Below are 20971 nucleotides of genomic sequence, written 5' to 3' on the forward strand. Positions count from 1 at the left end.
AGACAGATGAACGCCATTCCCACGGCCCTTACCATCGCCGGTTCAGACAGCGGCGGTGGTGCAGGTATCCAGGCCGATCTCAAGACGTTTTCAGCGCTTGGTGTCTATGGTGCCAGCGCGATCACCGGACTGACCGCGCAGAATACGCTGGGCGTGCTGTCGGTGGAGGCTGTTTCAAACGCGATGGTTTCCGCGCAGATCGGAGCGGTGCTGGACGATATCCCGATGGGCGCCGTGAAGATCGGTATGTTGGGCACCGCAGGCATCGTCGAGACCGTCGCGACGGCATTGTCGGGATATGATGGCCCCATCGTGCTCGATCCGGTCATGGTCGCGAAATCGGGCGACCCGCTTTTGTCAGAAGATGCCATCGCCGCGCTGATCCGCGACCTGCTGCCGCGCGCCGCCATCCTGACGCCGAACCTGCCAGAGGCCGCGCGCCTTCTGGGCCGCGCGCCTGCCAGCTCGCCCGACGAGGCAGAGGCGCAGGGGCGCGCCCTTCTCTCAATGGGTCCGGACGCGGTGCTGATGAAGGGCGGGCATGGCGCAGGCGCTGTCTGCACCGATCTGCTGGTCGGCAAGGACGGCACCACACGGCTTGAGGCAGCACGGATCGACACGCGCAACACGCATGGCACCGGCTGTTCGCTTTCATCCGCCATCGCCGCGGAACTTGCCAAGGGTCGCGACCTGACCGAAGCGGTGCGCCATGCGCATCTGTGGCTTCATGAGGCGATCGCGCATGCGGACCGGCTCAATATCGGATCGGGCCATGGACCGGTGCATCATTTTCACGAGGTCTGGTCATGAACGAGCATGTAACGATCCTCGGTGGTGGCGTTGTCGGGCTCTGCGTGGCGACCGAACTCGCCGCACGCGGCGTGACGCTGACGGTGGTCGATCCGAATCCCCGGCCCGGTCCGCATGCCTGCTCTTGGTGGGCCGCCGGCATGCTGGCTCCGTTCTGCGAGGCCGAAACAGCCGAGGAACCCGTCACCCGCCTCGGGCAAGAGGCCGCCGATTGGTGGGCGCGCGCCGGTGTCGAGGTGGCCCGTGAAGGCTCGCTGGTCGTGACCCTCGGCCGCGACCGCGCCGAGCTCAACCGTTTTGCGCGCCGCACCGCGGGACACCAGAGCCTGAGTCGCGAGGCGCTGGCCGAGATCGAGCCACAGCTGGACGGGCGGTTCGACCGGGCGCTGTTCTTTGCAGACGAGGCCCATATCACGCCACGCGACGCGCTTGGTCATCTGCGCGACAGCCTTGAAGCTGCGGGCGTCGCCTTTGTCGAAACGGCACCTTCTAGGACGGGTTTGACCGTCGATTGCCGGGGGCTGGCGGCGCAGGACGTGTTGACGGATCTGCGCGGAGTCAAAGGGGAAATGGCGGTGCTGCGCGCGCCGGATGTGGTGCTCAACCGTCCGGTGCGCCTGCTTCACCCGCGCTACCCGCTTTATATCGTGCCGCGCGGGGATGGGGTGTTCATGCTGGGTGCAACGCAGATCGAAAGCGGCGAGCGCAACCGCGCGACCCTGCGCTCGGTGACAGAGCTGTTCAACGCGGCCTATGCGCTGCACCCCGCTTTCGGCGAGGCCGAGATCCTCGAGATCGGCGTCGATGCCCGCCCCGCCTTTGCAGACAACCTGCCGCGCATTCGGCGGCGGGGCGATACGATCTATGTCAACGGCCTGTTCCGGCACGGTTTTCTTCTGTCACCCGCGCTTGCGCGGATGGTGGGCGAATTGCTGCTGGAGGGCAAAACACCGGAGATGATGGATGAAGATCAACGTGAACGGTGAGCCTCGGGAGGTCACCGCATCCGACCTGAACGCCGCGCTGGCGGAACTGGGGTATGGCGAGGCCAAGGTGGCGACAGCGGTGAATGAGGCGTTCGTGCCGGCGGGCGGGCGCGCCTCGGTGATCCTGCAACCGGGAGACCGGCTCGAGATCGTCGCACCGCGGCAGGGGGGCTGAAGCATGGCAGAATTCTACGGCACAGAGGTCGCATCGCGGCTGATGCTGGGTACGGCGCAGTACCCGTCGCCTGCGATCCTCGAACAGGCGTTTCGCCGCTCGGGCGCCGGGATTGCAACCGTATCGGTCAGGCGAGAGGCGGGGGGGGAGCGCGCCGGGGGCGCGTTCTGGGACCTGGTGCGCCAGCTGGGCGTCAAGGTGCTGCCCAATACCGCCGGGTGCCATTCGGTGCGTGAGGCTGTGACGACCGCGCATATGGCGCGCGAACTCTTTGATACCAAATGGATAAAGCTGGAAGTCATCGGTCATGCGGACACCCTGCAACCCGACCCGTTCGGACTCGTCGAGGCCGCCCGAATTCTGACCGATGACGGGTTCGAGGTGTTTCCCTATACGACCGAGGACGTGGTTCTGGGCGAGCGCCTGCTTGAGGCAGGGTGCAAGGTTCTGATGCCTTGGGGTGCGCCCATCGGGACCGGGTTGGGCCTGACGAATATCTATGGGTTACGCACACTTAGGGCCCAGTTTCCAGATATCCCGATGGTGGTGGATGCCGGGCTTGGGCTGCCGAGCCAGGCCGCGATGGCGATGGAAATGGGGTTCGATGCCGTGCTCTTGAACACTGCCGTGGCCAAGGCGGGCGACCCGGCGGCGATGGCCGAGGGGTTTGCCCTTGGCGTCAAGGCAGGGCGGCTGGCTTTCGAGGCCGACCCGATGGAGCCGCGCGACATGGCTGCACCGTCCACCCCATTGATCGGAAAGGCTTTTCTTACATGAAACTGGACCGCTTCTATCCGATTTTCGATAGCATCGACTGGCTGGAGCGGATGTTGCCTCTGGGTGTGAAACTGGTGCAGTTGCGCATCAAGGACATGCCCGAACCGGAGCTGCGGCATGCGGTCACAGAGGCGCGGGTGCTCTGCCAGAAACACGATACCATATTGATCCTGAACGATTACTGGCAGGTCGCGATCGATGCGGGGTGTGATTGGATTCATCTCGGCCAGGAGGATCTGGACGATGCCGATATCCCGGCGATTCGCCGTGCCGGAATACGGCTCGGGATCAGCACCCATGACCGCGACGAGCTGGAACGCGCGATGCGCCATACGCCCGATTACGTGGCCCTTGGCCCGGTCTATCCAACCAAGCTCAAGAAGATGAAATGGCATCAACAGGGATTGGAAAAACTGAGCGAATGGAAGGGGTTGATCGGCCAAACGCCACTGGTCGCGATTGGCGGCATGACGGTCGAGCGGGCGCAGGGCGCGCTTGACGCTGGGGCGGATATCGTCTCGGCGGTGACCGACATCACCTGGAGCGACGACCCCGAAGCGCGGGTGAAAGCCTGGATCGGGGCGACGCGATGAGCCGTTATGCACGCCAGATCGCGGTCCCCGGGTTCGGCGCGCAGGGGCAGGAAAGTTTAGAGGCCGCGCGAGTGCTGGTGGTGGGCGCGGGCGGACTGGCCGCACCGGTCCTGCAGTATCTTGCGGGCGCCGGCATCGGATTTATCCGGCTTGTGGACCCCGATTGCGTGGACGAGACAAACCTCCACAGACAAACGATTTTCCGGGCAGACGACCTAGGCCGACCCAAGGTCGCGGCCGCCGCAGCGGCGATGCATCGGCTCAATCCTGCGTGCCGGATCGAACCGGATGAGGCGGCGCTCGACCCCGAAACGGCGCCCGGATTCTGCGATGGCGTTAACCTTGTGCTCGATTGCGCGGACAGTTTCGCGGTGAGCTATATCCTGTCGGATCACTGCATGACCCGCGACCTGCCTCTGATCAGTGCATCTGTCACGCAAATGGCCGGATATGCAGGCGGCTTTTGCGGTGGCGCGCCAAGTTTGCGGGCGATTTTCCCGGACTTGCCGCAAAGAATGGGGAGTTGCGCCGAAGATGGTGTGCTTGGACCGGTGGTGGGGCTTCTGGGGAGCCTTCAGGCACAGATGGCGCTGGCGGTTCTGACCGGGTTGCAGCCAAGCCCGCTGGGGCGGCTGGTAAGCTGCGATGCGGGGGGGATGCGCTTTGGCGGGTTCCGGTTCGACAACGCGCCCGAACCCGAATGGCAGCCGGCATTCATATCACCAAGCGCCTTGCAAGATCATGATTTCATTGTTGATCTTCGCGATCACGACGAGGCGGACCTGATCCGCGAGAGCGCCGTTCGCCTGCCAGTCGAGGCATTCGGAACACCAGCCGGACCGCGCCCCGCGCCCGGCCAGCGGGCGGTGATGTGCTGCCGGTCGGGGCTGCGGTCATGGCAGGCGGCAGAGCGGCTCAGACAGGTCTGGGACGGTGAGATCGTCCTGCTGGCTGCTGGGGACTGAAATTTCGTACAATTCGTCCGTTTTGTACGCCGGTTCTGTACACAAATCGGCGGCTTCGCCGGAAGGTTTGTACAAACCGGCAATATCGGCCGGATCAGACCCCGATCAGCCGGGTCGTCACGGCGTCATCCAGCGCGCTGAACGCACCCGACCAGACCGACTCGCCGCGTTGCAGGATCACGGCGCGGTCGGCGACGTCGCGCAGTTCGGCCAGCGATTTGTCGACGAGAAGGATCGCGAGCCCGGTCTCGGATTTGAGTCGGGCGATCGCCGACCAGATCTCCTGACGCACGATCGGGGCCAGCCCCTCGGTGGCCTCGTCGAGAATGAGCAGCCGCGGATTGGTCATCAGGGCGCGCCCGATCGCAAGCATCTGCTGTTCGCCCCCTGACAGCGTGGCGGCGCCCTGGTCGCGGCGCTCGGCGAGGCGCGGGAAAAGTCCGGTGACGCGCGCGACATCCCAATGGCCGGGGCGCGCGGCGGCGATCAGGTTCTCATGCACGCTCAGATTGGCGAAACAGCGCCGCCCCTCAGGCACCAGCCCCAGCCCCATCCGCGCCGCGCGATAAGATGGCAGCGCAGTGATATCGGCGCCGCCGAAGCGGATCGTGCCCGAGCGCAGCGGCAGCATCCGGCAGATCGCCTTGATGGTGGTAGTTTTGCCCATGCCGTTGCGCCCCATCAGAGCCATCACCTCGCCCTCGGCGAGATCAAGCGACACGCCAAAAAGCGCCTGGGTCGCGCCGTAAAAGGCAGTGACACGGTCGAGTTCCAGCAAGCTCATGGCAGGCACCGCCGGGGGGCGCTGCCCCCGTCGCCGCAAGCGGCGACTCCCCCGGAGTATTTCCGGCAAGATGAAGCGCAAACCCCCTTCATCATGCTCCAGATACGCCCGCCGGAGGGGAATCCTTGCTGTTTCATACGTTCTCACCGGGTCTCACGGGCATTAATTTTCCTTTAAACACAGGGATTTGAGGTGTCGCGGTGCCCCGGAATGAACCGGGCAGTGTCACGTCATAACGTGTATAAAACAGAGGGTATTTTCATGACAAGATCAATGCATTTACAGTCGCACACCTCAAATCCCTGCCGGTGGGCAAGCATTGCGATGGCCCGGGTCTTTGGCTCCACAGGCGCGCCGAAGGTGAACGCGGTGGGTCCAGGGCGAGACCGAGCGCGATCTTCTCGAAGATGGTGGGTCTCTTGTCATCCTCCTTTCATGGGGGGGTGTCAGGCGGCGCTTGTCCATGCCCCGCTTCTGGCGGCGGCGCGGGCGAAGTCTGCAAAGTCGCGAGGGCCACGGCCAAGCGCCCGCATAACGCCGCCCGTGGTGTGCGCGTTGCGCCCATCCAGGGTTTCGCGCGCGATGGCGGTGAAGACGTCGGCGACGAAGGTGCCGCCAGCCTCGGCGACATTGCCGTGGAAATCCTCGAAGCTGATCGGGATATGCCGGATCTCGTGTCCGGTAGCCTGGGACAGCTCGGCTGCCATGTCTGCGAATGACATCAAACGTGGGCCGGTCACCTCGTATAGCTCACCCTTGTGCCCGTCTTCGATCAGCGCCGCGACGGCTACGTCGGCAATGTCATCGATATCGATGATCGGTTCGGCGACATCGTCACCAGGCATCGGCAGGACACCAGCCAGGACCGGATCACGCAGGTATCCTTCCGAGAAGTTCTGAGCGAACCACGCGGCCCTGACGATGGTGAAGTCGAGGCCGGAACTGCGGACCACATCTTCGCCCAGCCGCGCATGGTGCTCGCCGCGGCCAGAGAGCAGCACGAGGTGCTCGACGTCCACGTCGCGGGCTGTCTCGCACAGTGACTCGAGCTTCTCCACCGCCCCGGGGAATGCGAGGTCGGGGAAGTAGGTGACATAGGCCGCACGGGCCCCGCGCAGGGCCGGCGCCCAGGTCTCGGGCGCGTCCCAGTCGAAGGGCGTTGCGGAACTGCGCGAGCCGCGGCGCACGGGAAGGCCACGCGCTTCGAGGCGGCTGGCGACGCGGCGGCCGGTCTTGCCGGTTGCGCCGATGACGAGGATTGGTTGATCTTGCATCGGGTATCTCCTTGGCTTCGGTTTCGACAGCCAAGGGATAGGCGCGCAGATGCTGATCAGTATTGACCGGCGATGCCAGCCTTTTGACCGACGCGGCCAACGCGCCTGTCAACGGTGGGCCATTTCCTTGCGGTATGTCGCGGGTGTCACGCCGACCCAGCGCTTGAACGCACGGGTAAAGGCGCTCTGCTCAGAGAAACCGGTCAGAAACGCGATTTCAGCCAATGAGCGGCTCTCGTCTTGCAAGAGGCCCTCGGCGAGGTCGCGGCGAGTTTGCTCGGTCAGTGCCTGAAAGTTCATGCCGTGCTCGGAGAGACGTCTGTGGAAGGACCGCGCACTGAGTCCGAGGCCACGGGCGATGTCGGCCATCTTCGGCGACCCCTCGTTCAGGGCCTGAGCGATGGATGCTTTTGCCTGCGTGACAAGCGCGGGCTCGCGCGTGATCTCGGACAATTCCGTGTCCAAATGCGCCGTGAGATACCTGGAGATTCCCTCATCCCCGATGATGTTGGGCCGTGCCAGCGTCTCGTCGGCATAGTGGATCGCGTCGAGTTCGGCGCCGAAGCGCACCGGACAGCCGAACCACTCCTCGTGAGCAGCGATTGAGCGCGGGGCGCGATGCCGGACCAACACTTCCACCGGTGCGACCGGCACCGGGCAGACCTGCCTTGCGATGGACACGGCGCTGGCCAGTGTGGCCTCGTTCGACAGCCGCATTCCGAGGCGTCGTTCGCCCGCCCGGTGAAGGATGAAGAGCGTGCCTCCGGTCGCCGGCCGTAGCTCGTATTCGGCGACGCTTGTCCACAGGCGTGCGTAGCGCTCGACCCGCGCAAAGGACGCGCCAAGCGTCTTTGCAGCCTTGAAGGCCAGCCCAAGTGCGCCGTACTCGTCGAGCCGCATGGAGGCGCCCGTCCGCACCGGAAGGTCGGTCACGTCTATCTGATCGGCGATCCTTTCAAGCATGTCATAGTAGCGCTCGGCCGGGATCATCTGCTTGGGATTCCAAGGACGATCAACATCAATGCCTACCAAGGACAGCATCTCGGCCGCGTCGATGCCGTCGCCAGCCGCGGCGACCACCTTGCGCGCGAAGAGAGATGTCACATACCCCATGATCCGCATCCTACGACACGCGCGGGAAGCGACCAACCTCGTGCTGTATCCGGACGCAATACGGACCGGAGTTCCAATTATTGCGAGAACCCGATTCCAAACTGCACCTGTAGCAATGGTCTGCTGCGCTCCGTTTCGGTGCAAGGACAGCGACCGCCCCGGGGCGGACACAGGACCACAAACCGATGCGTTGCTTTCGGAATGCCATTGCCGAAATTCGCGGCCTGACGAGTTTCGGAGGATATCCTGGCAGGCAACTATGCCTCGGCGAGCGCCGCATCGATCATCCGGGCAGCCATTTCCTTGGCTATCTGCGCGGCGGCGGGCATGCAGCGCACATGGGCGGTGGCGATGGCCCCCTCCTTGAGCAGGGCCAATTGCTCGGCGAGTTTTGCCGGATCGGGCGCGCCGGCCTCGGAGCAGAGGCGTTCGAGATATTTCAGGATACTGCGCTTGTGTTCGGCCGCGGCGCGGTGCGCAGGATGCGCATGGTCGCCGAATTCTCCGGCAGCGTTGATGAACGCGCAGCCGTGAAAGCCCAGGCCCTTGAACGCCCTCCCCTCAAACCAGGTCTCGAGCGCGTCGAACATCGCAAGCAGACGCGCCCGCGGGTCGGCTGAAACCTTGTCCATCTCGCCCATCATCCAGTTGCGGAACTGTTCGTCACGCCGGTGCAACACCGCGAGAATCAGTTCGTCCTTGGAGCGGAAGTGATTGTAGAGCGTCATCTTTGCGACGCCGGATTCTTCCAGAATCTTGTCGATACCGGTGGCTTTGAAGCCGCCCGCGTAAAAAAGTTTCAGTGCGGTTTCTACAAGATCGTCGCGACGAGACTTTGGCATATTTCCCAACATATCCAGACAGTTCTGTATATATCTGGCGCAACAATCTCAATAATTCAAGTGGTCACGCGGTTGCAATCTGTTCAGCTCGACGATTATCGGGCTTGATACTATACAGACTGGTCTGTATATATTTTGTCCATTCGACCAACCATAGTGAGACAAACCCATGACCAGAATTGCACTTCCCGCCTCGATCGAAACGGCTCCGGCCGCTGCACAACCGCTTCTTGAAGATGTGAAGAAATTGCTGGGCAGCGTGCCGAACCTGTTCCGTATCACCGCGAACAGCGCCGCCGCGCTCGAAGGATATCTCGGCCTCAACGGCGCGCTCGCCAAGGGTAGCCTTGATGCCCGCACCCGAGAACGCATCGCGCTGGCCGTGGCACAGATCAATGGCTGCGACTATTGCCTGGCCGCCCATACGTATCTCGGCACGCATGTGGCCAAGCTCGACGAGGCGGAGATCGCGGCGAACCGCGCCGGTCAGTCTCAGGACGAGAAGGCCCAGGCCGCCCTCCGCTTTGCGGTCGCACTCGTAAACGATCGCGGACGCGTATCCGACGCCGATGTCTCGGCCGTGAAAGCGGCTGGATACTCCGAGGCAGAGATCGTCGAGATCGTCGCCCATGTCGCGCTCAATACGCTGACCAACTACCTGAATTCGGCACTCGACACGCCGATCGATTTTCCGGCCGTCAGCGCCAAGGTGGCCTGACCCGGAGGCGCCCCGGCATCCTTCCCCTGGATCGCTCCCTGTCCCTGCCGGGGCGTCAGCATTCCTTCGAACCGGAGATATTCGATGACACGCCCCCCTCTTCCGCCCTTCGACGAAAACACCGCCATCACGAAGGTCCGCATGGCCGAGGATGGCTGGAACAGCCGCAACCCGGAGAAGGTCGCGCTGGCCTATACTCCCGACTGCCAATGGCGCAACCGTGCCGAGATCTTCCGGGGGCGCGAAAGGATCATAGAGTTTCTCACCCGCAAATGGGCGCGAGAGTTGGACTACCGGCTCATCAAGGATTTGTGGGCCTGCCACGGCAACCGGATCGCCGTGCGGTTCGCCTATGAATACCGCGACGACAGCGGCTCGTGGTTCCGCGCCTATGGCAACGAGAACTGGGAATTTGCCGAAAATGGCCTGATGCGGCAGCGCATCGCATCGATCAACGACCTGCCGATCAGCGAGCAGGAGCGTCTCTTTCACTGGCCGCTCGGTCATCGCCCGGACAATCACCCCGGCCTGTCGGCCCTTGGCCTGTAGGAGTGGAGTCATGCCTCTCGGAGTTGCCGATATCGCCTTCACCCCGACCGTACGTGCCGAACAGGAACGCCTTGGCTCCGCCACGCTTTACGAGAGCGCCCTCTCGCCCGAACGCGACGGCGGGCGCCACCTAACCGAACGCGAGGTCACCTTTCTCGAGGCACGCGACGGTGTGTTTCAGGCTACCGCCTCGGAAACCGGCTGGCCCTACGTGCAGTTCCGCGGCGGCGCGCCCGGCTTTTTCAGGGTGATCGACCCGCAAACCGTCGCCTACGCCGATTACCGCGGCAATCGGCAGTATATCAGCACCGGCAACCTGCGCACCAATCCCCGCGTCGCGATTATCGCGATCGACTACCCGGCGCGCAAGCGCCTCAAGCTGTGGGGCACGGCCGAGATCTCCGAGAACGCCGGTGTGATGGGCCTGCTCTCCACGCCCGGTGCGCCGCCGGCAGAGCGCGCGATCATCATTCGTGTCGCAGCCTATGACTGGAACTGCCCTCAGCACATTCCGGTGCGCCGTACAGATGCGGAACATGGTGGTGAGATTCTCCGCTTGAAGGCGCGCATCGAGGCGCTGGAAGGACAACTGACCAAGGCCGGGATTTCCCCGAGCTGACCGCAAGGATCAAACCCAAGGGCGCACGCCCGAATTTCAAGCCAGGAAGTGGATCATTGAAATGAAAGACAGAAACTCGCTTCTCATCTTGGCCTTGGCCGTGGCGATTACCGCCGGCAACATCGCGATACCATCGGCCATGCCGGACACCGATCGCGCCCAGACACAGATGGCATCCAAGGCCGCACCCGACCACCACGCACCAATGAAAACGGCCGCCTGCGCTCTCGCATTGACCGAAGTACTGGCGGACTGACCCGGTTTCCGGCACCCCGCTGACGGTGCCGACCCCGAAGGAAAGCGGATATCGCTCCCTCTCGCTCGCGACGTGACCCACGACCGCGAACAGGTGACGGCTGTCTTCTGATGCGGCCGGTGTGATCCCGCCAACCTGGCATCGCGGCAACGACGCCGCGCTGTCCTCACCCCTGAACAGGAGACTGACCATGACACAAAACCACAACCACGACTGCGGCTGCGGAATCACGCCCGAGTATGTCGATCTGGCACGCCGCCGGGTTCTTGCGGGGGCTGCCGGCGCAGCTGCGGCCGGGGCCGCGGCGCTGACCGGCAGTGCCGCCACGGCGGCCACCGATGAGGCCCGCGCCTATTACGCCGATCCCGAGACACCTGGCCTGCCGCAGGTCGACATGGAAATCGAGCCCGGCCGCACCGCGCTCGTCGTCACCGACCCGCAGATCGACTTTCTGTCCGAGGATGGTGTCACTTGGGGCGTCGTCGGCGAAAGCGTGACAGAGCAAGGCACGGTGGACAATATCGAGCGTCTGTTCGCCGCAGCCAAGGCGGCCGGCATGCCGGTCTTCATCTCGCCGCACTACTACTACCCGCACGACCATCAATGGCAGTTCGAGGGAACGCTGGAAAAGACCATGCACTCTATCGGCATGTTCGACCGCCTCGGGCCGCTGAACCTCGGCAATTTCGAAGGCTCAGGCGCCGACTGGATGCCGCAATACAAGAAATACATCGAGGATGGCGAAACCATCGTCTGCTCTCCGCACAAGGTCTACAGCCCCGCGCAGAACGATCTGAACCTTCAGATGCGCAAGCGCGGGATCGACAAGGTGATCCTGGCTGGTATGTCCGCAAACCTCTGCACGCAGGCGCATCTCTACGAGTTGCTGGAGCTTGGTTACGAAGTGGCCGTGGTGCGTGATGCAACGGCGGGTGCCAAGGTGCCCGAGGGCGATGGATACCTCGCCGCCATCATCAATTTCCGCATGGTCGCCAACGCAGTCTGGTGGACGGACGACGCCGTGAAACGCATCGCCGCCGCAAGCTGATCTTGTTCCAGAATCCAACCTTTCATCCAAACCTGAAGGAGACTTCCCATGACTTCCCAAATCATCAAGGGCATCGCCAAATGGACCACCATCCTGACCATGGCCTCTGCCGCCACCCTGACCCTCGCCACCTTTGCCAATGCCGCCGACGAATATAACGTCGTCAACGGCTACACGCTTTCCGGACACCCGTTGGGCCTCCACGGGGTCGACCCGGTGTCGATGTTCGGTGACCAGGGGCCGGTCGTCGGGGACGCCACGCATGCCATGACGCATGACGGGATCGACTACTACTTCGCCACGGCAAAGGCGAAGCAGGCGTTCGAAGCAAACCCGGCAGCCTATCTGCCCCAATTCGGTGGCTTTTGTGCCTACGGCGTCTTTGTCGACAAGAAACTCGATGGCGATGTCCGCTATGCCGATATCGTCGAGGGAAAGCTCTACCTTTTCGTGAACGCCGCGATCCTGGAGAAATACCGCGAAGACCCGCAGGCGGTTATCGCAGGCGCGAACGCCAAGTGGCCGGGGATCGTGCATACCCCTGTGAGCGATCTTTGATTTAGATTCGCGCGAAAATCGAGGCGGCTCGGGCATATGCTCGAGTCGCCCGCCGTGCCGCAGATGATGGATAGCGTGTGTTCGCGGTGAGCGCGGCGAATGACCTCTCTCCGCCCGACTATCGGATCGTCGCGAGCGGCCCACAGCGGCAAGCCCCTGCTGCAGGTATTCCAGAAAAGCGGTTACCACTGATGTCGTCCCAGCAAGCCACATGACGACAAGGACATCCGCTTAAACTCAGCGCGCCCGCCATGACGACCAGGTCGACAGTTTCAGCCCGTTCCTGAACTGGTCGACAGGACACGGGGTGCAATCATCCGATCAATACGGAGCGGCAAGAGCGAGCCCGACGACGGAAGCAGGCGAATGTGTGCATTCCAACGTGACAAAGGTATGATCGGGGACTGGGCAGGCGAAAGTCTACAAAAGGGGATAGACGGACCGTGTTGAATGTGACCGGATGTTTCTTGCCGTCACCAAATGTATAGCAAAGGAAGACGCGGCGCCCTAAGGCGCCACGTTCATAGGGCATTGACTGAACGTTTAGGCGATATCGGCCGCAACATGGCTGACACTGTAGATCACGCCTTCGCGGTCACCCGGATTGAGCTCGCCGTTGTAGATGACGCCTGTGCGGTCATCAGGGTTGAGCTCGCCACCGGCGATATCGAATGACTGGGCGCCCTGATTGTAGATCACGCCCGCGCGGTCGCCAGGATTGAGTTCACCGTTGTAGATGACGCCCGTGCGGTCATCAGGGTTGAGCTCGCCACCGGCGATATCGAATGACTGGACGCCCTGATTGTAGATCACGCCCTCGCGGTCGCCAGGATTGAGCTCGCCGTTGTAGATGACGCCCGTGCGATCATCAGGGTTGAGCTCGCCACCGGCGATATCGAATGACTGGGCGCCCTGATTGTAGATCACACCCTCGCGGTCGCCAGGATTGAGTTCACCGTTGTAGATGACGCCCGTGCGGTCATCAGGGTTGAGCTCGCCACCGGCGAATTGGTCGAATTCCGTCACCGACGCGGTTGCTGATTTGAGCAGCGCAGCTTGTGTTGCCGCATCGGACGAAACCGTCTGGGCCGAGGCAAGGGCGGGAATTGCAGTTGCGGCAATCAAGGCAAAGAGTTTTGCTGTAGGCATTGTAATGTCTCCATTTACGTGTGGTCCACGCGGACCCGTTTGAGAAGTTCGGCGGCGGGACTACCCCGCTCGTCTGACATTCAAAATGGGACGGAAACGCCTCTGGGGAAATGTCTTCACAGAGGAATTGAACATCGGATCACGCAAACGCACAGACGTTTGATTAATTCACGAAAACTGTATCATGCTGAGGAAATTAGAACGAGTATATTTGGTAAAATCTTTTATTATTAAATACTTACAATTATCCCTCATGTTGTGCATAAATAAACATACTCAGTGCAAATCAGCAGCTTCCAAGTCAACTGAAACATTTGATCGGTTCGCCGCCAGTGAAGGCAGCGCCGAAGGAGAACGAGCGGAAGCATCCGAGGGATGACTTGCGACGGTCGTGGCTGACTCGCACGCTTCTGAACAAGCAAACCAGGCATTGTCGAAGACAACTTGGCTTGCGGCGCGCCAGTCCGCCCCTACCCTGCCGACGTGGGGAAACGCGATCCACCACTCAGGTATGTCGGTAGTGCAGCGCCGGTTGGTGTATGAGACCGCGCGCGCACCCTATATGCCTGCCAGCCGGTGGCTTTGGAGAGGCCTTCCGCCTTCAGGTCCCAAGCCGACCTTCACGCAGTGCGCAGCAAATGTAGGGTTTGGCGCCTGAAGCCCGTGCGGGCCATTACGTGCAGTCCGATCTCTCGGGGTCAGTGTTTCAATGATTACGGCTCATTGGCGCGGAGCTTGGCGAGGCGCAGCCTTGCCGCTGGCGCTAATCATGGAACCCGCTCTGCCACCGCTTACGGCCACGAACATGGCCTGGCTGATCTGGCTTGGGCTCATCGGCGCGGCGGCCACTTACGCGCTCTGGTTCCGGGGCATTGCCCGGATCGAGGCCGGCGCGGTCTCGATACTCGGCATGATGAGCCCCGTGACAGCTGTGTTGCTTGGCTGGCCGGTGCTGGGCCAATCACTCACGGTCGTACAGGGCCTTGGCGCTGCAATCATTCTCGGTTCTGTCTGGGCCGGGCAGCGAGCGAACCGCCCATCAGTCGGTGTCGCCACTATGAGCCCGCTCAAAAGCTGCGCATAGTATGTCTGATCACTCTTTCGGAAAGGTAAAAGCCTTATGCCCACCCTTGCACGCACCGACAGCCTCGCGCGGAAGGCCCGATTTGCCGGACTTCTCTACCTGGTCGTCATTGTCACGGGTCTCGGGGCGGAGCTTGGCCTTCGCGGTCCGCTGGTCGACTTCAGCGATGCCGACGCGACCGCCACCGCGATCCTCGCGGCACCGTCCCAATTCCGCGCCGCCATCGCAACAGACCTCGTGATGGCGCTCAGCGATGCGGGTATTGCGATCCTGCTGTACCTGATCTTTCGCACCGTCGCGCCGGGCCTTGCGTTGTCGGCAATGGTGTTCCGACTGATCCAGACCGTGCTGATCGCCACGAGCCTCATGGCTCTGCTGGCGGCTTGGTTGGTTCTGACGTCCGCCGACGCGCTGACCGATGCTCCGGCGCTCGCGCTGGTGTTCCTTGACCTGCACGCACACGGCTACGATCTCGGACTGGTCTTCTTTGGAGTGAACAGCTTAATCATGGGCGTGCTCATATGGCGCTCGGGTCTCTTTGCCAAGGCGTTCGGGGCGGGGCTCGCGCTTGCCGGGGTGGTGTATCTCATCGGCAGCGGCCTGCGATTCTTCGCACCCGATTTCCTGCCAGTCTTCCTGCCTGCCTACGGGCTAACGATCCTCGCCGAGACGGCGTTCTGTCTGCGCCTGCTTCTGCAAAGGGGGACGACGTGACATAACACGTTTCTTTCCCTTCAAATCACAGCAACGCGGAGACAGACAAATGACCGAAAGAGGCTTCACCGTCCGCGCGCTCAACTCACGCCGCTTCTCAGCAATTCGCTGCCTCAGACTTCGCGGAAGCTGGCTGGCTATCTCCGCAATCGTTTGATCAGCTTTATTGATGTCTTTGACCGCTGACGCGACCTGCTCCTCGGCATTCTTGCGCGCTCGGCGGTAAAGCCGCTCAAAGGCTCTACGGAAAGCCTTGCGCGCCCGCTCGATGCCACTTGGCGCTTTGCGACCGGCGCCGATCGCTTCGCGCCGGGCACCCGACGAGTTGCACCGTTTGATCGACATCTTGGTGGTCAGCTGGATCGCTGAAGAAGGCGTTCAAACGCTGGAGGTTCGCAGTAATCTTTTGAATATGCTTGAAAAATCAAAGCCCGCCGAGGAGGCGGGCCTTGTTCTGTCATGCGGTCTCACCGGGTGTCACTGGGCTCGGTTTTCCTCTGGCCAAGAACTGTTGGAACACCCCGGTTGGGAACGGGCAGGGTCGCGTCGAAACGTGTATATCAACAAGGGACGGGCGTGAAAAACCGCTTCGGGTTGCAGGAACGTCCCCGCCTCGCGGAGGGCCGGGTCAAGCTGCGCGAGGCGATGGGTGCGCCGGATCAGGTTGCGGTGTCGCGGACGGGCAGGCCCTCGAGATATTCCGCCACCTCATCAGTCGGGATCACATCGGCATATTTGCAGTTCAGGTCGAAGAGGTTGACGGCGTGGCTTGCCTCGAAGCGGTCGAAGGCGGTTTCTTCGGGGATTACGACCTTGAAGTTGAACGAGTAGGCATCGACCGTCGTTGCGCGCAGGCAGCCCGAGGTCGTGCAACCGGTCATGATCAGCGTGTCCACATCGAGGAAATTGAGGTGGCTCATGAAGATCGTGCCGAAGAAGGCCGAGGGTTTGCGTTTGCCGATCAGGATGTCCTGGGGCTGAGGGGCCAATGGTGCGACCGTCTGGGTCGCGTGGGAGCCCTCGGTCGAGGTCTTCTCGGTGCCACGGTGGCTCTTGCCCACCTGAACGCCGCTGTCGATCATGTCAGCGCGGCGTTCGGAGACCGTGTAGAAGACCGGCAGGTTCTTTGCGCGGGCGATCTTGAGAAGACGCTCGATATGGGGCACGGCTTTCCAGCCAGCCTCGCCGCAATGGGTGCGATACTTGAGAACGCCCTCTTCCTGCGGTTCTCCGGGTTCGTCGCCGGTGAAGTTATACTGAACATCAATGATGAACAGGGCCGGGCGCGTGCCAAAGCCGCCGCGCTTGCCGTAACCCGCCAGTTGGAAGATCCGCTTGTCTTTCTCGGTCAGGAACTTGTCCCAGATGCGCTCGGTCATGTGTCTCTCTTCTTTCGCTGAGTGAATCAATTGGCCCGGAAAAGGTATTGGCCGCGCGGTGCCGCATCGACAGCTTCGGAAAGCTGGCCGTTCTCGGACAGCAGCATACCGCGCAGGATCGTATGGGTGACCGCACCGCGCAGTTCCATGCCTTCGTAGGGCGAGTAATCGGAATGCGAGGGGTAGTCGGAAGGGCGCACAACTGTGGTGGCATCCGGGTCGACCACGGCGAAGTCGGCGTCGTAGCCCGGCGCGATCCGCCCCTTGCCCGCAAGATTGTAGAGCGCCGCCACGTTGCGGCTGGTGGTAGCGGCCAGGGTCTCGATCGGAATGTCGCGCCGATGGTAGCCCTCGGAGACAAGGATCGGCCAAAGCTGCGCGATACCGGGAAACCCGGCCGTTGCGCCCCAGAGGTCCGGCCCCTTGGTGGCGCGTTTGCGCGCGACGTGATCCGAGCCGATGGTCTGGATCGCACCGTCACGCACGCCTTCCCAGAGCCCGTCCACATCGGCCTGGCTGCGCAGTGGCGGATTGACCTTGCCCAAGTCGCCAATGTCGCTGTCGCGGGTCAGGCTGAGATAATGGATGCAGGTCTCGACATTGATGGCTGGGCGATCAGCATGGCGCATCCGGCGCACGAGATCGAGGCTTTCGACTGCCGACATATGCACGATATTGACCGGGCAACCCGCCTTTTCGCCGAAATAGGCGACACGAAAGACATTCTCGGTTTCAAGGAAGCCGGGGCTCTGGTCGTCCCAGGCGCCCAGGTCCGAGCGGCCCGCCGCCTTGATCGGGTCACGGAAGAACGGGATGACCTCGGTGTTCTCGCAATGGACCCCGACCACCCCGCCCGGCACCCGCGCGGCGGCTGCAAGGGCCGAGAACAGGAGTGCGTCATCGACTTCGGTGAAACCCTTGGCGGCGCCGTTCGCGCCCTTGTACATCAGGTAGACCTTGAGCGAGGTCACACCGAACTTCGCGGCAAGTGCCGGAAACGCGTCGACATGGCTGCGCGAGGTGACGCCGAAATGAAAGCCGAAATCGATCACCGAGCGGGCCTCGCCCTCGCGCTGCCAACCCGGCGTGGATTGAGCCAGATCCTCGGAGCGCCAGAAGGTCATCAATCCGGTCACTCCCTGCAAGGCGGCGGTGCGGCTTTCGGTGGTCCAGTCCTGTTCCTTGGCCCCGAACCCGACATGGGTGTGAGGATCGATCGCGCCGGGGAGAATCCAGCGATCGGTGCAGTCGATCACCTGACGGGCGCTGACGGATTCATCGGGTGCGAGGATCGCGGCGATCCGGCCGGTCTTGACCGCGATCGAGCCACGCGCCACGCCTTCGCCCGGAAAGACGATCTCGCCGTTCTTGAGGACCAGGTCGAAGGTCATGTCTGCCACTCCTTTCCCAATGCGATCAGTCGTTCCGCGGTGTCGTTCCAAACCTGTTGGCGCCGGATCTTGCCTGCGGTGAGGTCAAACAGGTCGACGAAGCGGATTCCCTCGAAGGATTCGCCGTCGCGCCATTCGCCGTGCAGCGTGCCCTGCACCATCACCCGTGTCGTCTCGCCGTTCTGCCAGGCGTCGGTTTCGGTGATGGTCTTGCCCACGAAACCGTATCGGCCGGCGGAATTGCTGCGAATCTCATCGATGCTCGAGAACCGGCGATCACCGGGAAACACGAGTTCGAGCCCGGTCTCAGCGACAAAACCTTGCGCGGTTGCGAGGTCGCGGTTTTCCATCGCCTTCAGATAGGCGACCACCAGTTCAACGGCGTCATCGAGCGTGTTCATGCGGTGTCATCCCGTTCATGGTCCTTTTCGGCCAGCGCCGTTTTCAGGATCTCGGCGAAGATCCCGCCCTCGCGAAGCAGCTTGGCTTCATGCGTGCCGGTGACGTCAAGGCGCATCGTGAAGTCGCGGGGCTCGATGCCGCGCCCGATGGCGCTGACACGCACCGGCGCGCCAGTCTCGACCGCGTCGTGCAGACCGGTCAGGCGAAAGGTTTCAAACCCCGTCAAGCCGAGGCTTTCGACGCTTTCGCCCGGTGAAAAGACCAGCGGGGCAATCCCCATTCCGATCAGGTTGGCCCGGTGGATGCGCTCGAAACTTTCGGCGAGCACGGCGGCCACGCCCAGCAGTTTTGGCCCCTTGGCGGCCCAGTCCCGGCTGGACCCCATGCCGTAATCCTTGCCCGCCAACACGATCGCCGGGCAATTCTGTTCACGCAATTGCTGAGCGGCGTCGTAGATCGTCATCACCTCGCCATCAGGGTCGAGCCGGGTGAAGCCGCCTTCGATCCCGCCCGCAAGGCGGTTCTTCATGCGCTGGTTGGCAAAGGTCACGCGCGCCATGAACTCGTGATTGCCGCGCCGCTGCGTGACCGCGTTGAAATCGCGCGGCGCGACGCCCTGATCCATGAGATATTGGCCGGCCTGGCTTTCGGCCAGGATTTCACCCGAGGGAGTCACGAAATCGGTGGTCAGGGAATCCCCCGCGACGACCAATGCGCGCGCCTGTTCGATCCGGTCAGGCAACGCCTGACCACCGAGTTCGATAAAGGGCGGACGCTTGATGTAGCTGGAATCAGGGTTCCAGTCGAAGACCGGGCCACGCGGGCTTTCCAGATCGTCCCAGAGCTGCGCGCCATCGAACAAGGTGGCATAGCTGCTGCGGAACCGCTCGGGTTGCTGGCTGTCCTTTTCCAACGCGGCGATTTCGTCACGGTCGGGCCAGATATCCGACAGCATCACCCCGACGCCTTGTGCGTCGTGACCCAAGGGTTCGTTGGCAAAGTCGATATCAACCCGCCCCGCCAGGGCGAAGGCCACCACCAGCGGGGGCGATGCGAGATAGGCGGCACGGACCGATTTATGGATGCGGCCCTCGAAGTTCCGGTTGCCCGACAGGATCGCGGCGCAGACCAGATCGTTCTTGGCGATGGCTTCGGAGATGCCGGGCGCAAGGGGGCCGGACTTGCCCGAACAGGTGGTGCAGCCGATCCCGACCACATGGAAGCCAAGCGTCTCGAGCGGTTCCATCAAACCTGCGGCGGCGAGGTAGTCCTCGACCACCCGCGAGCCTGGTGCGAGAGAGGTCTTGACCTGGGGTGGGACGCAGAGCCCCTTGGCGACGGCATTGCGCGCCAGCAGACCGGCCGCAAGCATCACTGTCGGGTTCGACGTATTGGTGCAGGAGGTGATCGCGGCAATGGTCAGGCTGCCATGGCGCAAGGTGACGGGCGAGCCCGCGACATCCACTTCAACGCAGGCATCGCGCGCGTCTTCGGACAAGCCAAAGCCTTGCGGGCCGACCGGGGCGCAAAGCGCATCGCGGAACGATTGCGCGATCCGGTCGAGCGGCACGCGGTCTTGAGGGCGCTTGGGACCGGCGACGCTGGGAACGATTGATCCAAGGTCGATCTCGACCATCTCGGTGACCTCGGGCAGAGGGTCGCCGGGGTCGGCCCACATGCCGCTGGCGCGGGCGTAGGATTCGACGAGCGATACGTGGTCTGGATCGCGTCCGGATACCGCCAGATATTCTATGGTGCGTTCATCAATGGGGAAAAATGCGCAGGTGGCGCCGTATTCGGGGGCCATGTTGGCGATGGTCGCGCGGTCGGGCACCGACAGGCTGGCGGCACCGGGGCCGCAGAACTCGACGAATGCCCCGACCACGCCGAGCTGACGCAAGCGCTCGGTCACGGTCAGAACCAGATCAGTCGTTGTGCTACCTGCCGGGAGGTCGCCATTGAGCTGGACGCCGACGACACGGGGAATGCGCACCTGATAGGGAAGACCCAGGGCCGCGGCCTCGCCGTCGATCCCGCCGACGCCCCAGGCCAGCATGCCGATACCACCGACCATCGTCGTATGGCTGTCGCATCCCAGAACGAATTCCGTCGCGATGATGCGTCCCTCTTGCACCTCGCGCGGGGCGGCCACCTGTGCAATGCTCTCCAGATGAACCTGATGGATGATGCCCGAACCGGGCGGAACGACCCGGAGACGATCAAAGGCCTGTTCGGCCCATTTGAAAAAGGCGTAGCGCTCGGCGTTGCGGCGGTATTCCTCGGCCATGTTGCGGTTTCGGGCGTTGGGATGGCCCGCCACATCGACGATCAACGAGTGATCGACCACCAACGTCACCGGCACGGCCGGCTCTACCGCGCTCGGGTCGCGGCCACGCTCAACCAGCGCATCGCGCGCCGCGGCAAGGTCCATGAGCGCAGGCAGGCCGCTGGAATCGGGCAGCATGACGCGGGAGACCTGCAACGGAACAGAAATCTCGTCCGTGCTGGCGCTCCAGTCACGGATCGCGGCGATCTCGTGAGCAACATCTTCCCCGTCGAGCGCCTGCAAGGCAAGGTTCTCGAGCACCACGCGCAGGGAGCGCGGCAATGGCCGCTTACGGCCTGCGGTCAGGGCGTTGAGGTCGACCGCCAGCGCGGGCGCGCCGCCTTTGCCCGGAAAACCGGCACAGGCGATTTCGGCGGAATTTGTCCTGACTACATTCTGCATATCATCTGGATAAGACGCGGCTGTAAAAGTGTCAACACTATCAGCCATAACGCCCAA

24 protein-coding genes are annotated in these 20971 nt (G+C 62.8%); 14 read left to right on the plus strand and 10 right to left on the minus strand.

Going from position 1 to position 20971, the window contains the following annotated elements:
* The first annotated feature begins 6 nt into the window (after positions 1-6).
* Genes thiD through ROH8110_RS08800 form a run of 6 tightly spaced genes read left to right on the plus strand, consistent with a single transcriptional unit; the run spans position 7 to position 4306 of the window.
* The gene (gene thiD / locus ROH8110_RS08775) at positions 7-810 is read left to right on the plus strand and encodes a bifunctional hydroxymethylpyrimidine kinase/phosphomethylpyrimidine kinase (RefSeq protein ID WP_085817381.1); all 804 of its coding nucleotides are present in this window, start codon (positions 7-9) and stop codon (positions 808-810) included.
* Positions 807-1796, plus strand: a complete 990-nt coding sequence (locus ROH8110_RS08780; RefSeq protein WP_085817382.1) for an FAD-dependent oxidoreductase — start codon at positions 807-809, stop codon at positions 1794-1796. Before thiD ends, ROH8110_RS08780 begins: the two co-directional genes overlap by 4 nt.
* Positions 1774-1971 (plus strand): sulfur carrier protein ThiS, encoded by a 198-nt coding sequence (gene thiS, locus ROH8110_RS08785; RefSeq protein ID WP_085817383.1) that lies wholly within the window; start codon positions 1774-1776, stop codon positions 1969-1971. The genes ROH8110_RS08780 and thiS overlap by 23 nt, the downstream gene beginning before the upstream one ends.
* Positions 1972-1974: 3 nt before the next feature.
* Positions 1975-2748 carry a thiazole synthase gene (locus ROH8110_RS08790; protein ID WP_085817384.1) on the plus strand — a complete coding sequence of 258 codons (774 nt, stop codon included), beginning with the start codon at positions 1975-1977 and terminating at the stop codon, positions 2746-2748.
* Positions 2745-3341, plus strand: a complete 597-nt coding sequence (locus ROH8110_RS08795; RefSeq protein WP_085817385.1) for a thiamine phosphate synthase — start codon at positions 2745-2747, stop codon at positions 3339-3341. The genes ROH8110_RS08790 and ROH8110_RS08795 overlap by 4 nt, the downstream gene beginning before the upstream one ends.
* Positions 3338-4306, plus strand: coding sequence for a HesA/MoeB/ThiF family protein (locus tag ROH8110_RS08800; protein WP_085817386.1), 969 nt, complete (start codon positions 3338-3340; stop codon positions 4304-4306). The genes ROH8110_RS08795 and ROH8110_RS08800 overlap by 4 nt, the downstream gene beginning before the upstream one ends.
* A 94-nt stretch (positions 4307-4400) precedes the next feature.
* Here ROH8110_RS08800 and ROH8110_RS08805 read toward each other — a convergent pair whose 3' ends face one another.
* The 4 genes from ROH8110_RS08805 to ROH8110_RS08820 all read right to left on the minus strand — a co-directional run bounded on the left by ROH8110_RS08805 (position 4401) and on the right by ROH8110_RS08820 (position 8331).
* On the minus strand, positions 4401-5090 hold the full coding sequence (locus ROH8110_RS08805) for an ABC transporter ATP-binding protein (RefSeq protein WP_085817387.1): 690 nt from the start codon (positions 5088-5090) through the stop codon (positions 4401-4403).
* 446 nt (positions 5091-5536) lie between these two features.
* The gene (locus ROH8110_RS08810; RefSeq protein ID WP_085817388.1) at positions 5537-6364 is read right to left on the minus strand and encodes an NAD(P)H-binding protein; all 828 of its coding nucleotides are present in this window, start codon (positions 6362-6364) and stop codon (positions 5537-5539) included.
* Between the two features lie 108 nt (positions 6365-6472).
* Complete coding sequence (locus tag ROH8110_RS08815) at positions 6473-7477, minus strand: AraC family transcriptional regulator (RefSeq protein WP_085817820.1); 1005 nt, start codon at positions 7475-7477, stop codon at positions 6473-6475.
* A gap of 257 nt (positions 7478-7734) precedes the next feature.
* Positions 7735-8331 carry a TetR/AcrR family transcriptional regulator gene (locus tag ROH8110_RS08820; protein ID WP_254903770.1) on the minus strand — a complete coding sequence of 199 codons (597 nt, stop codon included), beginning with the start codon at positions 8329-8331 and terminating at the stop codon, positions 7735-7737.
* 157 nt (positions 8332-8488) lie between these two features.
* On the opposite strand from ROH8110_RS08820, the gene ROH8110_RS08825 reads away from it, so the two are divergent.
* The 6 genes from ROH8110_RS08825 (at position 8489) to ROH8110_RS08850 (ending at position 12067) form a co-directional block, all read left to right on the plus strand.
* Positions 8489-9037, plus strand: a complete 549-nt coding sequence (locus ROH8110_RS08825; protein WP_085817390.1) for a carboxymuconolactone decarboxylase family protein — start codon at positions 8489-8491, stop codon at positions 9035-9037.
* 84 nt (positions 9038-9121) lie between these two features.
* On the plus strand, positions 9122-9586 hold the full coding sequence (locus ROH8110_RS08830) for a nuclear transport factor 2 family protein (protein ID WP_085817391.1): 465 nt from the start codon (positions 9122-9124) through the stop codon (positions 9584-9586).
* A gap of 10 nt (positions 9587-9596) precedes the next feature.
* Positions 9597-10205, plus strand: coding sequence for a pyridoxamine 5'-phosphate oxidase family protein (locus ROH8110_RS08835; protein ID WP_085817392.1), 609 nt, complete (start codon positions 9597-9599; stop codon positions 10203-10205).
* 61 nt (positions 10206-10266) lie between these two features.
* On the plus strand, positions 10267-10461 hold the full coding sequence (locus ROH8110_RS08840; RefSeq protein WP_085817393.1) for a hypothetical protein: 195 nt from the start codon (positions 10267-10269) through the stop codon (positions 10459-10461).
* Positions 10462-10651: 190 nt separating this feature from the next.
* Positions 10652-11509 (plus strand): cysteine hydrolase family protein, encoded by an 858-nt coding sequence (locus tag ROH8110_RS08845; protein WP_085817821.1) that lies wholly within the window; start codon positions 10652-10654, stop codon positions 11507-11509.
* 48 nt (positions 11510-11557) lie between these two features.
* Positions 11558-12067, plus strand: a complete 510-nt coding sequence (locus ROH8110_RS08850; protein ID WP_245962810.1) for a YHS domain-containing (seleno)protein — start codon at positions 11558-11560, stop codon at positions 12065-12067.
* 543 nt (positions 12068-12610) lie between these two features.
* On the opposite strand, the gene ROH8110_RS08855 is transcribed toward ROH8110_RS08850, so the two are convergent.
* On the minus strand, positions 12611-13216 hold the full coding sequence (locus ROH8110_RS08855; protein ID WP_139837395.1) for a hypothetical protein: 606 nt from the start codon (positions 13214-13216) through the stop codon (positions 12611-12613).
* Between the two features lie 709 nt (positions 13217-13925).
* Here ROH8110_RS08855 and ROH8110_RS08860 point away from each other — a divergent pair.
* Positions 13926-14300, plus strand: a complete 375-nt coding sequence (locus ROH8110_RS08860; protein ID WP_085817395.1) for an EamA family transporter — start codon at positions 13926-13928, stop codon at positions 14298-14300.
* A gap of 36 nt (positions 14301-14336) precedes the next feature.
* Positions 14337-15014 (plus strand): DUF4386 domain-containing protein, encoded by a 678-nt coding sequence (locus ROH8110_RS08865; protein WP_085817396.1) that lies wholly within the window; start codon positions 14337-14339, stop codon positions 15012-15014.
* Here ROH8110_RS08865 and ROH8110_RS18670 read toward each other — a convergent pair.
* The 5 genes from ROH8110_RS18670 to acnA all read right to left on the minus strand — a co-directional run bounded on the left by ROH8110_RS18670 (position 14952) and on the right by acnA (position 20914).
* The gene (locus ROH8110_RS18670) at positions 14952-15359 is read right to left on the minus strand and encodes a hypothetical protein (protein ID WP_176236588.1); all 408 of its coding nucleotides are present in this window, start codon (positions 15357-15359) and stop codon (positions 14952-14954) included. The two genes, ROH8110_RS08865 and ROH8110_RS18670, sit on opposite strands and share 63 nt — an antisense overlap.
* A 314-nt stretch (positions 15360-15673) precedes the next feature.
* A complete protein-coding gene (locus tag ROH8110_RS08870; protein WP_085817397.1) occupies positions 15674-16393 on the minus strand; it encodes an isochorismatase family protein in 720 nt (239 codons plus the stop codon).
* A 26-nt stretch (positions 16394-16419) separates the two neighbouring features.
* Positions 16420-17784: a dihydroorotase gene (locus ROH8110_RS08875; RefSeq protein ID WP_085817398.1), complete on the minus strand. Its 1365-nt coding sequence runs from the start codon at positions 17782-17784 to the stop codon at positions 16420-16422.
* Positions 17781-18185, minus strand: coding sequence for a nuclear transport factor 2 family protein (locus ROH8110_RS08880; RefSeq protein ID WP_085817399.1), 405 nt, complete (start codon positions 18183-18185; stop codon positions 17781-17783). Before ROH8110_RS08880 ends, ROH8110_RS08875 begins: the two co-directional genes overlap by 4 nt.
* On the minus strand, positions 18182-20914 hold the full coding sequence (gene acnA / locus ROH8110_RS08885; RefSeq protein ID WP_170156491.1) for an aconitate hydratase AcnA: 2733 nt from the start codon (positions 20912-20914) through the stop codon (positions 18182-18184). Before acnA ends, ROH8110_RS08880 begins: the two co-directional genes overlap by 4 nt.
* Positions 20915-20971: the final 57 nt, after the last annotated feature.

It is taken from the genome of Roseovarius halotolerans, assembly GCF_900172255.1.
GTDB classification, from domain to species: domain Bacteria; phylum Pseudomonadota; class Alphaproteobacteria; order Rhodobacterales; family Rhodobacteraceae; genus Roseovarius; species Roseovarius halotolerans.

Coding starts and splice junctions, on each gene's coding strand:
- thiD (WP_085817381.1), top strand. CDS start 7: ATGAACGCCATTCCCACGGCCCTTACCATCGCCGGTTCAGACAGCGGC.
- ROH8110_RS08780 (WP_085817382.1), top strand. CDS start 807: ATGAACGAGCATGTAACGATCCTCGGTGGTGGCGTTGTCGGGCTCTGC.
- thiS (WP_085817383.1), top strand. CDS start 1,774: ATGAAGATCAACGTGAACGGTGAGCCTCGGGAGGTCACCGCATCCGAC.
- ROH8110_RS08790 (WP_085817384.1), top strand. CDS start 1,975: ATGGCAGAATTCTACGGCACAGAGGTCGCATCGCGGCTGATGCTGGGT.
- ROH8110_RS08795 (WP_085817385.1), top strand. CDS start 2,745: ATGAAACTGGACCGCTTCTATCCGATTTTCGATAGCATCGACTGGCTG.
- ROH8110_RS08800 (WP_085817386.1), top strand. CDS start 3,338: ATGAGCCGTTATGCACGCCAGATCGCGGTCCCCGGGTTCGGCGCGCAG.
- ROH8110_RS08805 (WP_085817387.1), bottom strand. CDS start 5,090: ATGAGCTTGCTGGAACTCGACCGTGTCACTGCCTTTTACGGCGCGACC.
- ROH8110_RS08810 (WP_085817388.1), bottom strand. CDS start 6,364: ATGCAAGATCAACCAATCCTCGTCATCGGCGCAACCGGCAAGACCGGC.
- ROH8110_RS08815 (WP_085817820.1), bottom strand. CDS start 7,477: ATGGGGTATGTGACATCTCTCTTCGCGCGCAAGGTGGTCGCCGCGGCT.
- ROH8110_RS08820 (WP_254903770.1), bottom strand. CDS start 8,331: ATGTTGGGAAATATGCCAAAGTCTCGTCGCGACGATCTTGTAGAAACC.
- ROH8110_RS08825 (WP_085817390.1), top strand. CDS start 8,489: ATGACCAGAATTGCACTTCCCGCCTCGATCGAAACGGCTCCGGCCGCT.
- ROH8110_RS08830 (WP_085817391.1), top strand. CDS start 9,122: ATGACACGCCCCCCTCTTCCGCCCTTCGACGAAAACACCGCCATCACG.
- ROH8110_RS08835 (WP_085817392.1), top strand. CDS start 9,597: ATGCCTCTCGGAGTTGCCGATATCGCCTTCACCCCGACCGTACGTGCC.
- ROH8110_RS08840 (WP_085817393.1), top strand. CDS start 10,267: ATGAAAGACAGAAACTCGCTTCTCATCTTGGCCTTGGCCGTGGCGATT.
- ROH8110_RS08845 (WP_085817821.1), top strand. CDS start 10,652: ATGACACAAAACCACAACCACGACTGCGGCTGCGGAATCACGCCCGAG.
- ROH8110_RS08850 (WP_245962810.1), top strand. CDS start 11,558: ATGACTTCCCAAATCATCAAGGGCATCGCCAAATGGACCACCATCCTG.
- ROH8110_RS08855 (WP_139837395.1), bottom strand. CDS start 13,216: ATGCCTACAGCAAAACTCTTTGCCTTGATTGCCGCAACTGCAATTCCC.
- ROH8110_RS08860 (WP_085817395.1), top strand. CDS start 13,926: ATGATTACGGCTCATTGGCGCGGAGCTTGGCGAGGCGCAGCCTTGCCG.
- ROH8110_RS08865 (WP_085817396.1), top strand. CDS start 14,337: ATGCCCACCCTTGCACGCACCGACAGCCTCGCGCGGAAGGCCCGATTT.
- ROH8110_RS18670 (WP_176236588.1), bottom strand. CDS start 15,359: ATGTCGATCAAACGGTGCAACTCGTCGGGTGCCCGGCGCGAAGCGATC.
- ROH8110_RS08870 (WP_085817397.1), bottom strand. CDS start 16,393: ATGACCGAGCGCATCTGGGACAAGTTCCTGACCGAGAAAGACAAGCGG.
- ROH8110_RS08875 (WP_085817398.1), bottom strand. CDS start 17,784: ATGACCTTCGACCTGGTCCTCAAGAACGGCGAGATCGTCTTTCCGGGC.
- ROH8110_RS08880 (WP_085817399.1), bottom strand. CDS start 18,185: ATGAACACGCTCGATGACGCCGTTGAACTGGTGGTCGCCTATCTGAAG.
- acnA (WP_170156491.1), bottom strand. CDS start 20,914: ATGCAGAATGTAGTCAGGACAAATTCCGCCGAAATCGCCTGTGCCGGT.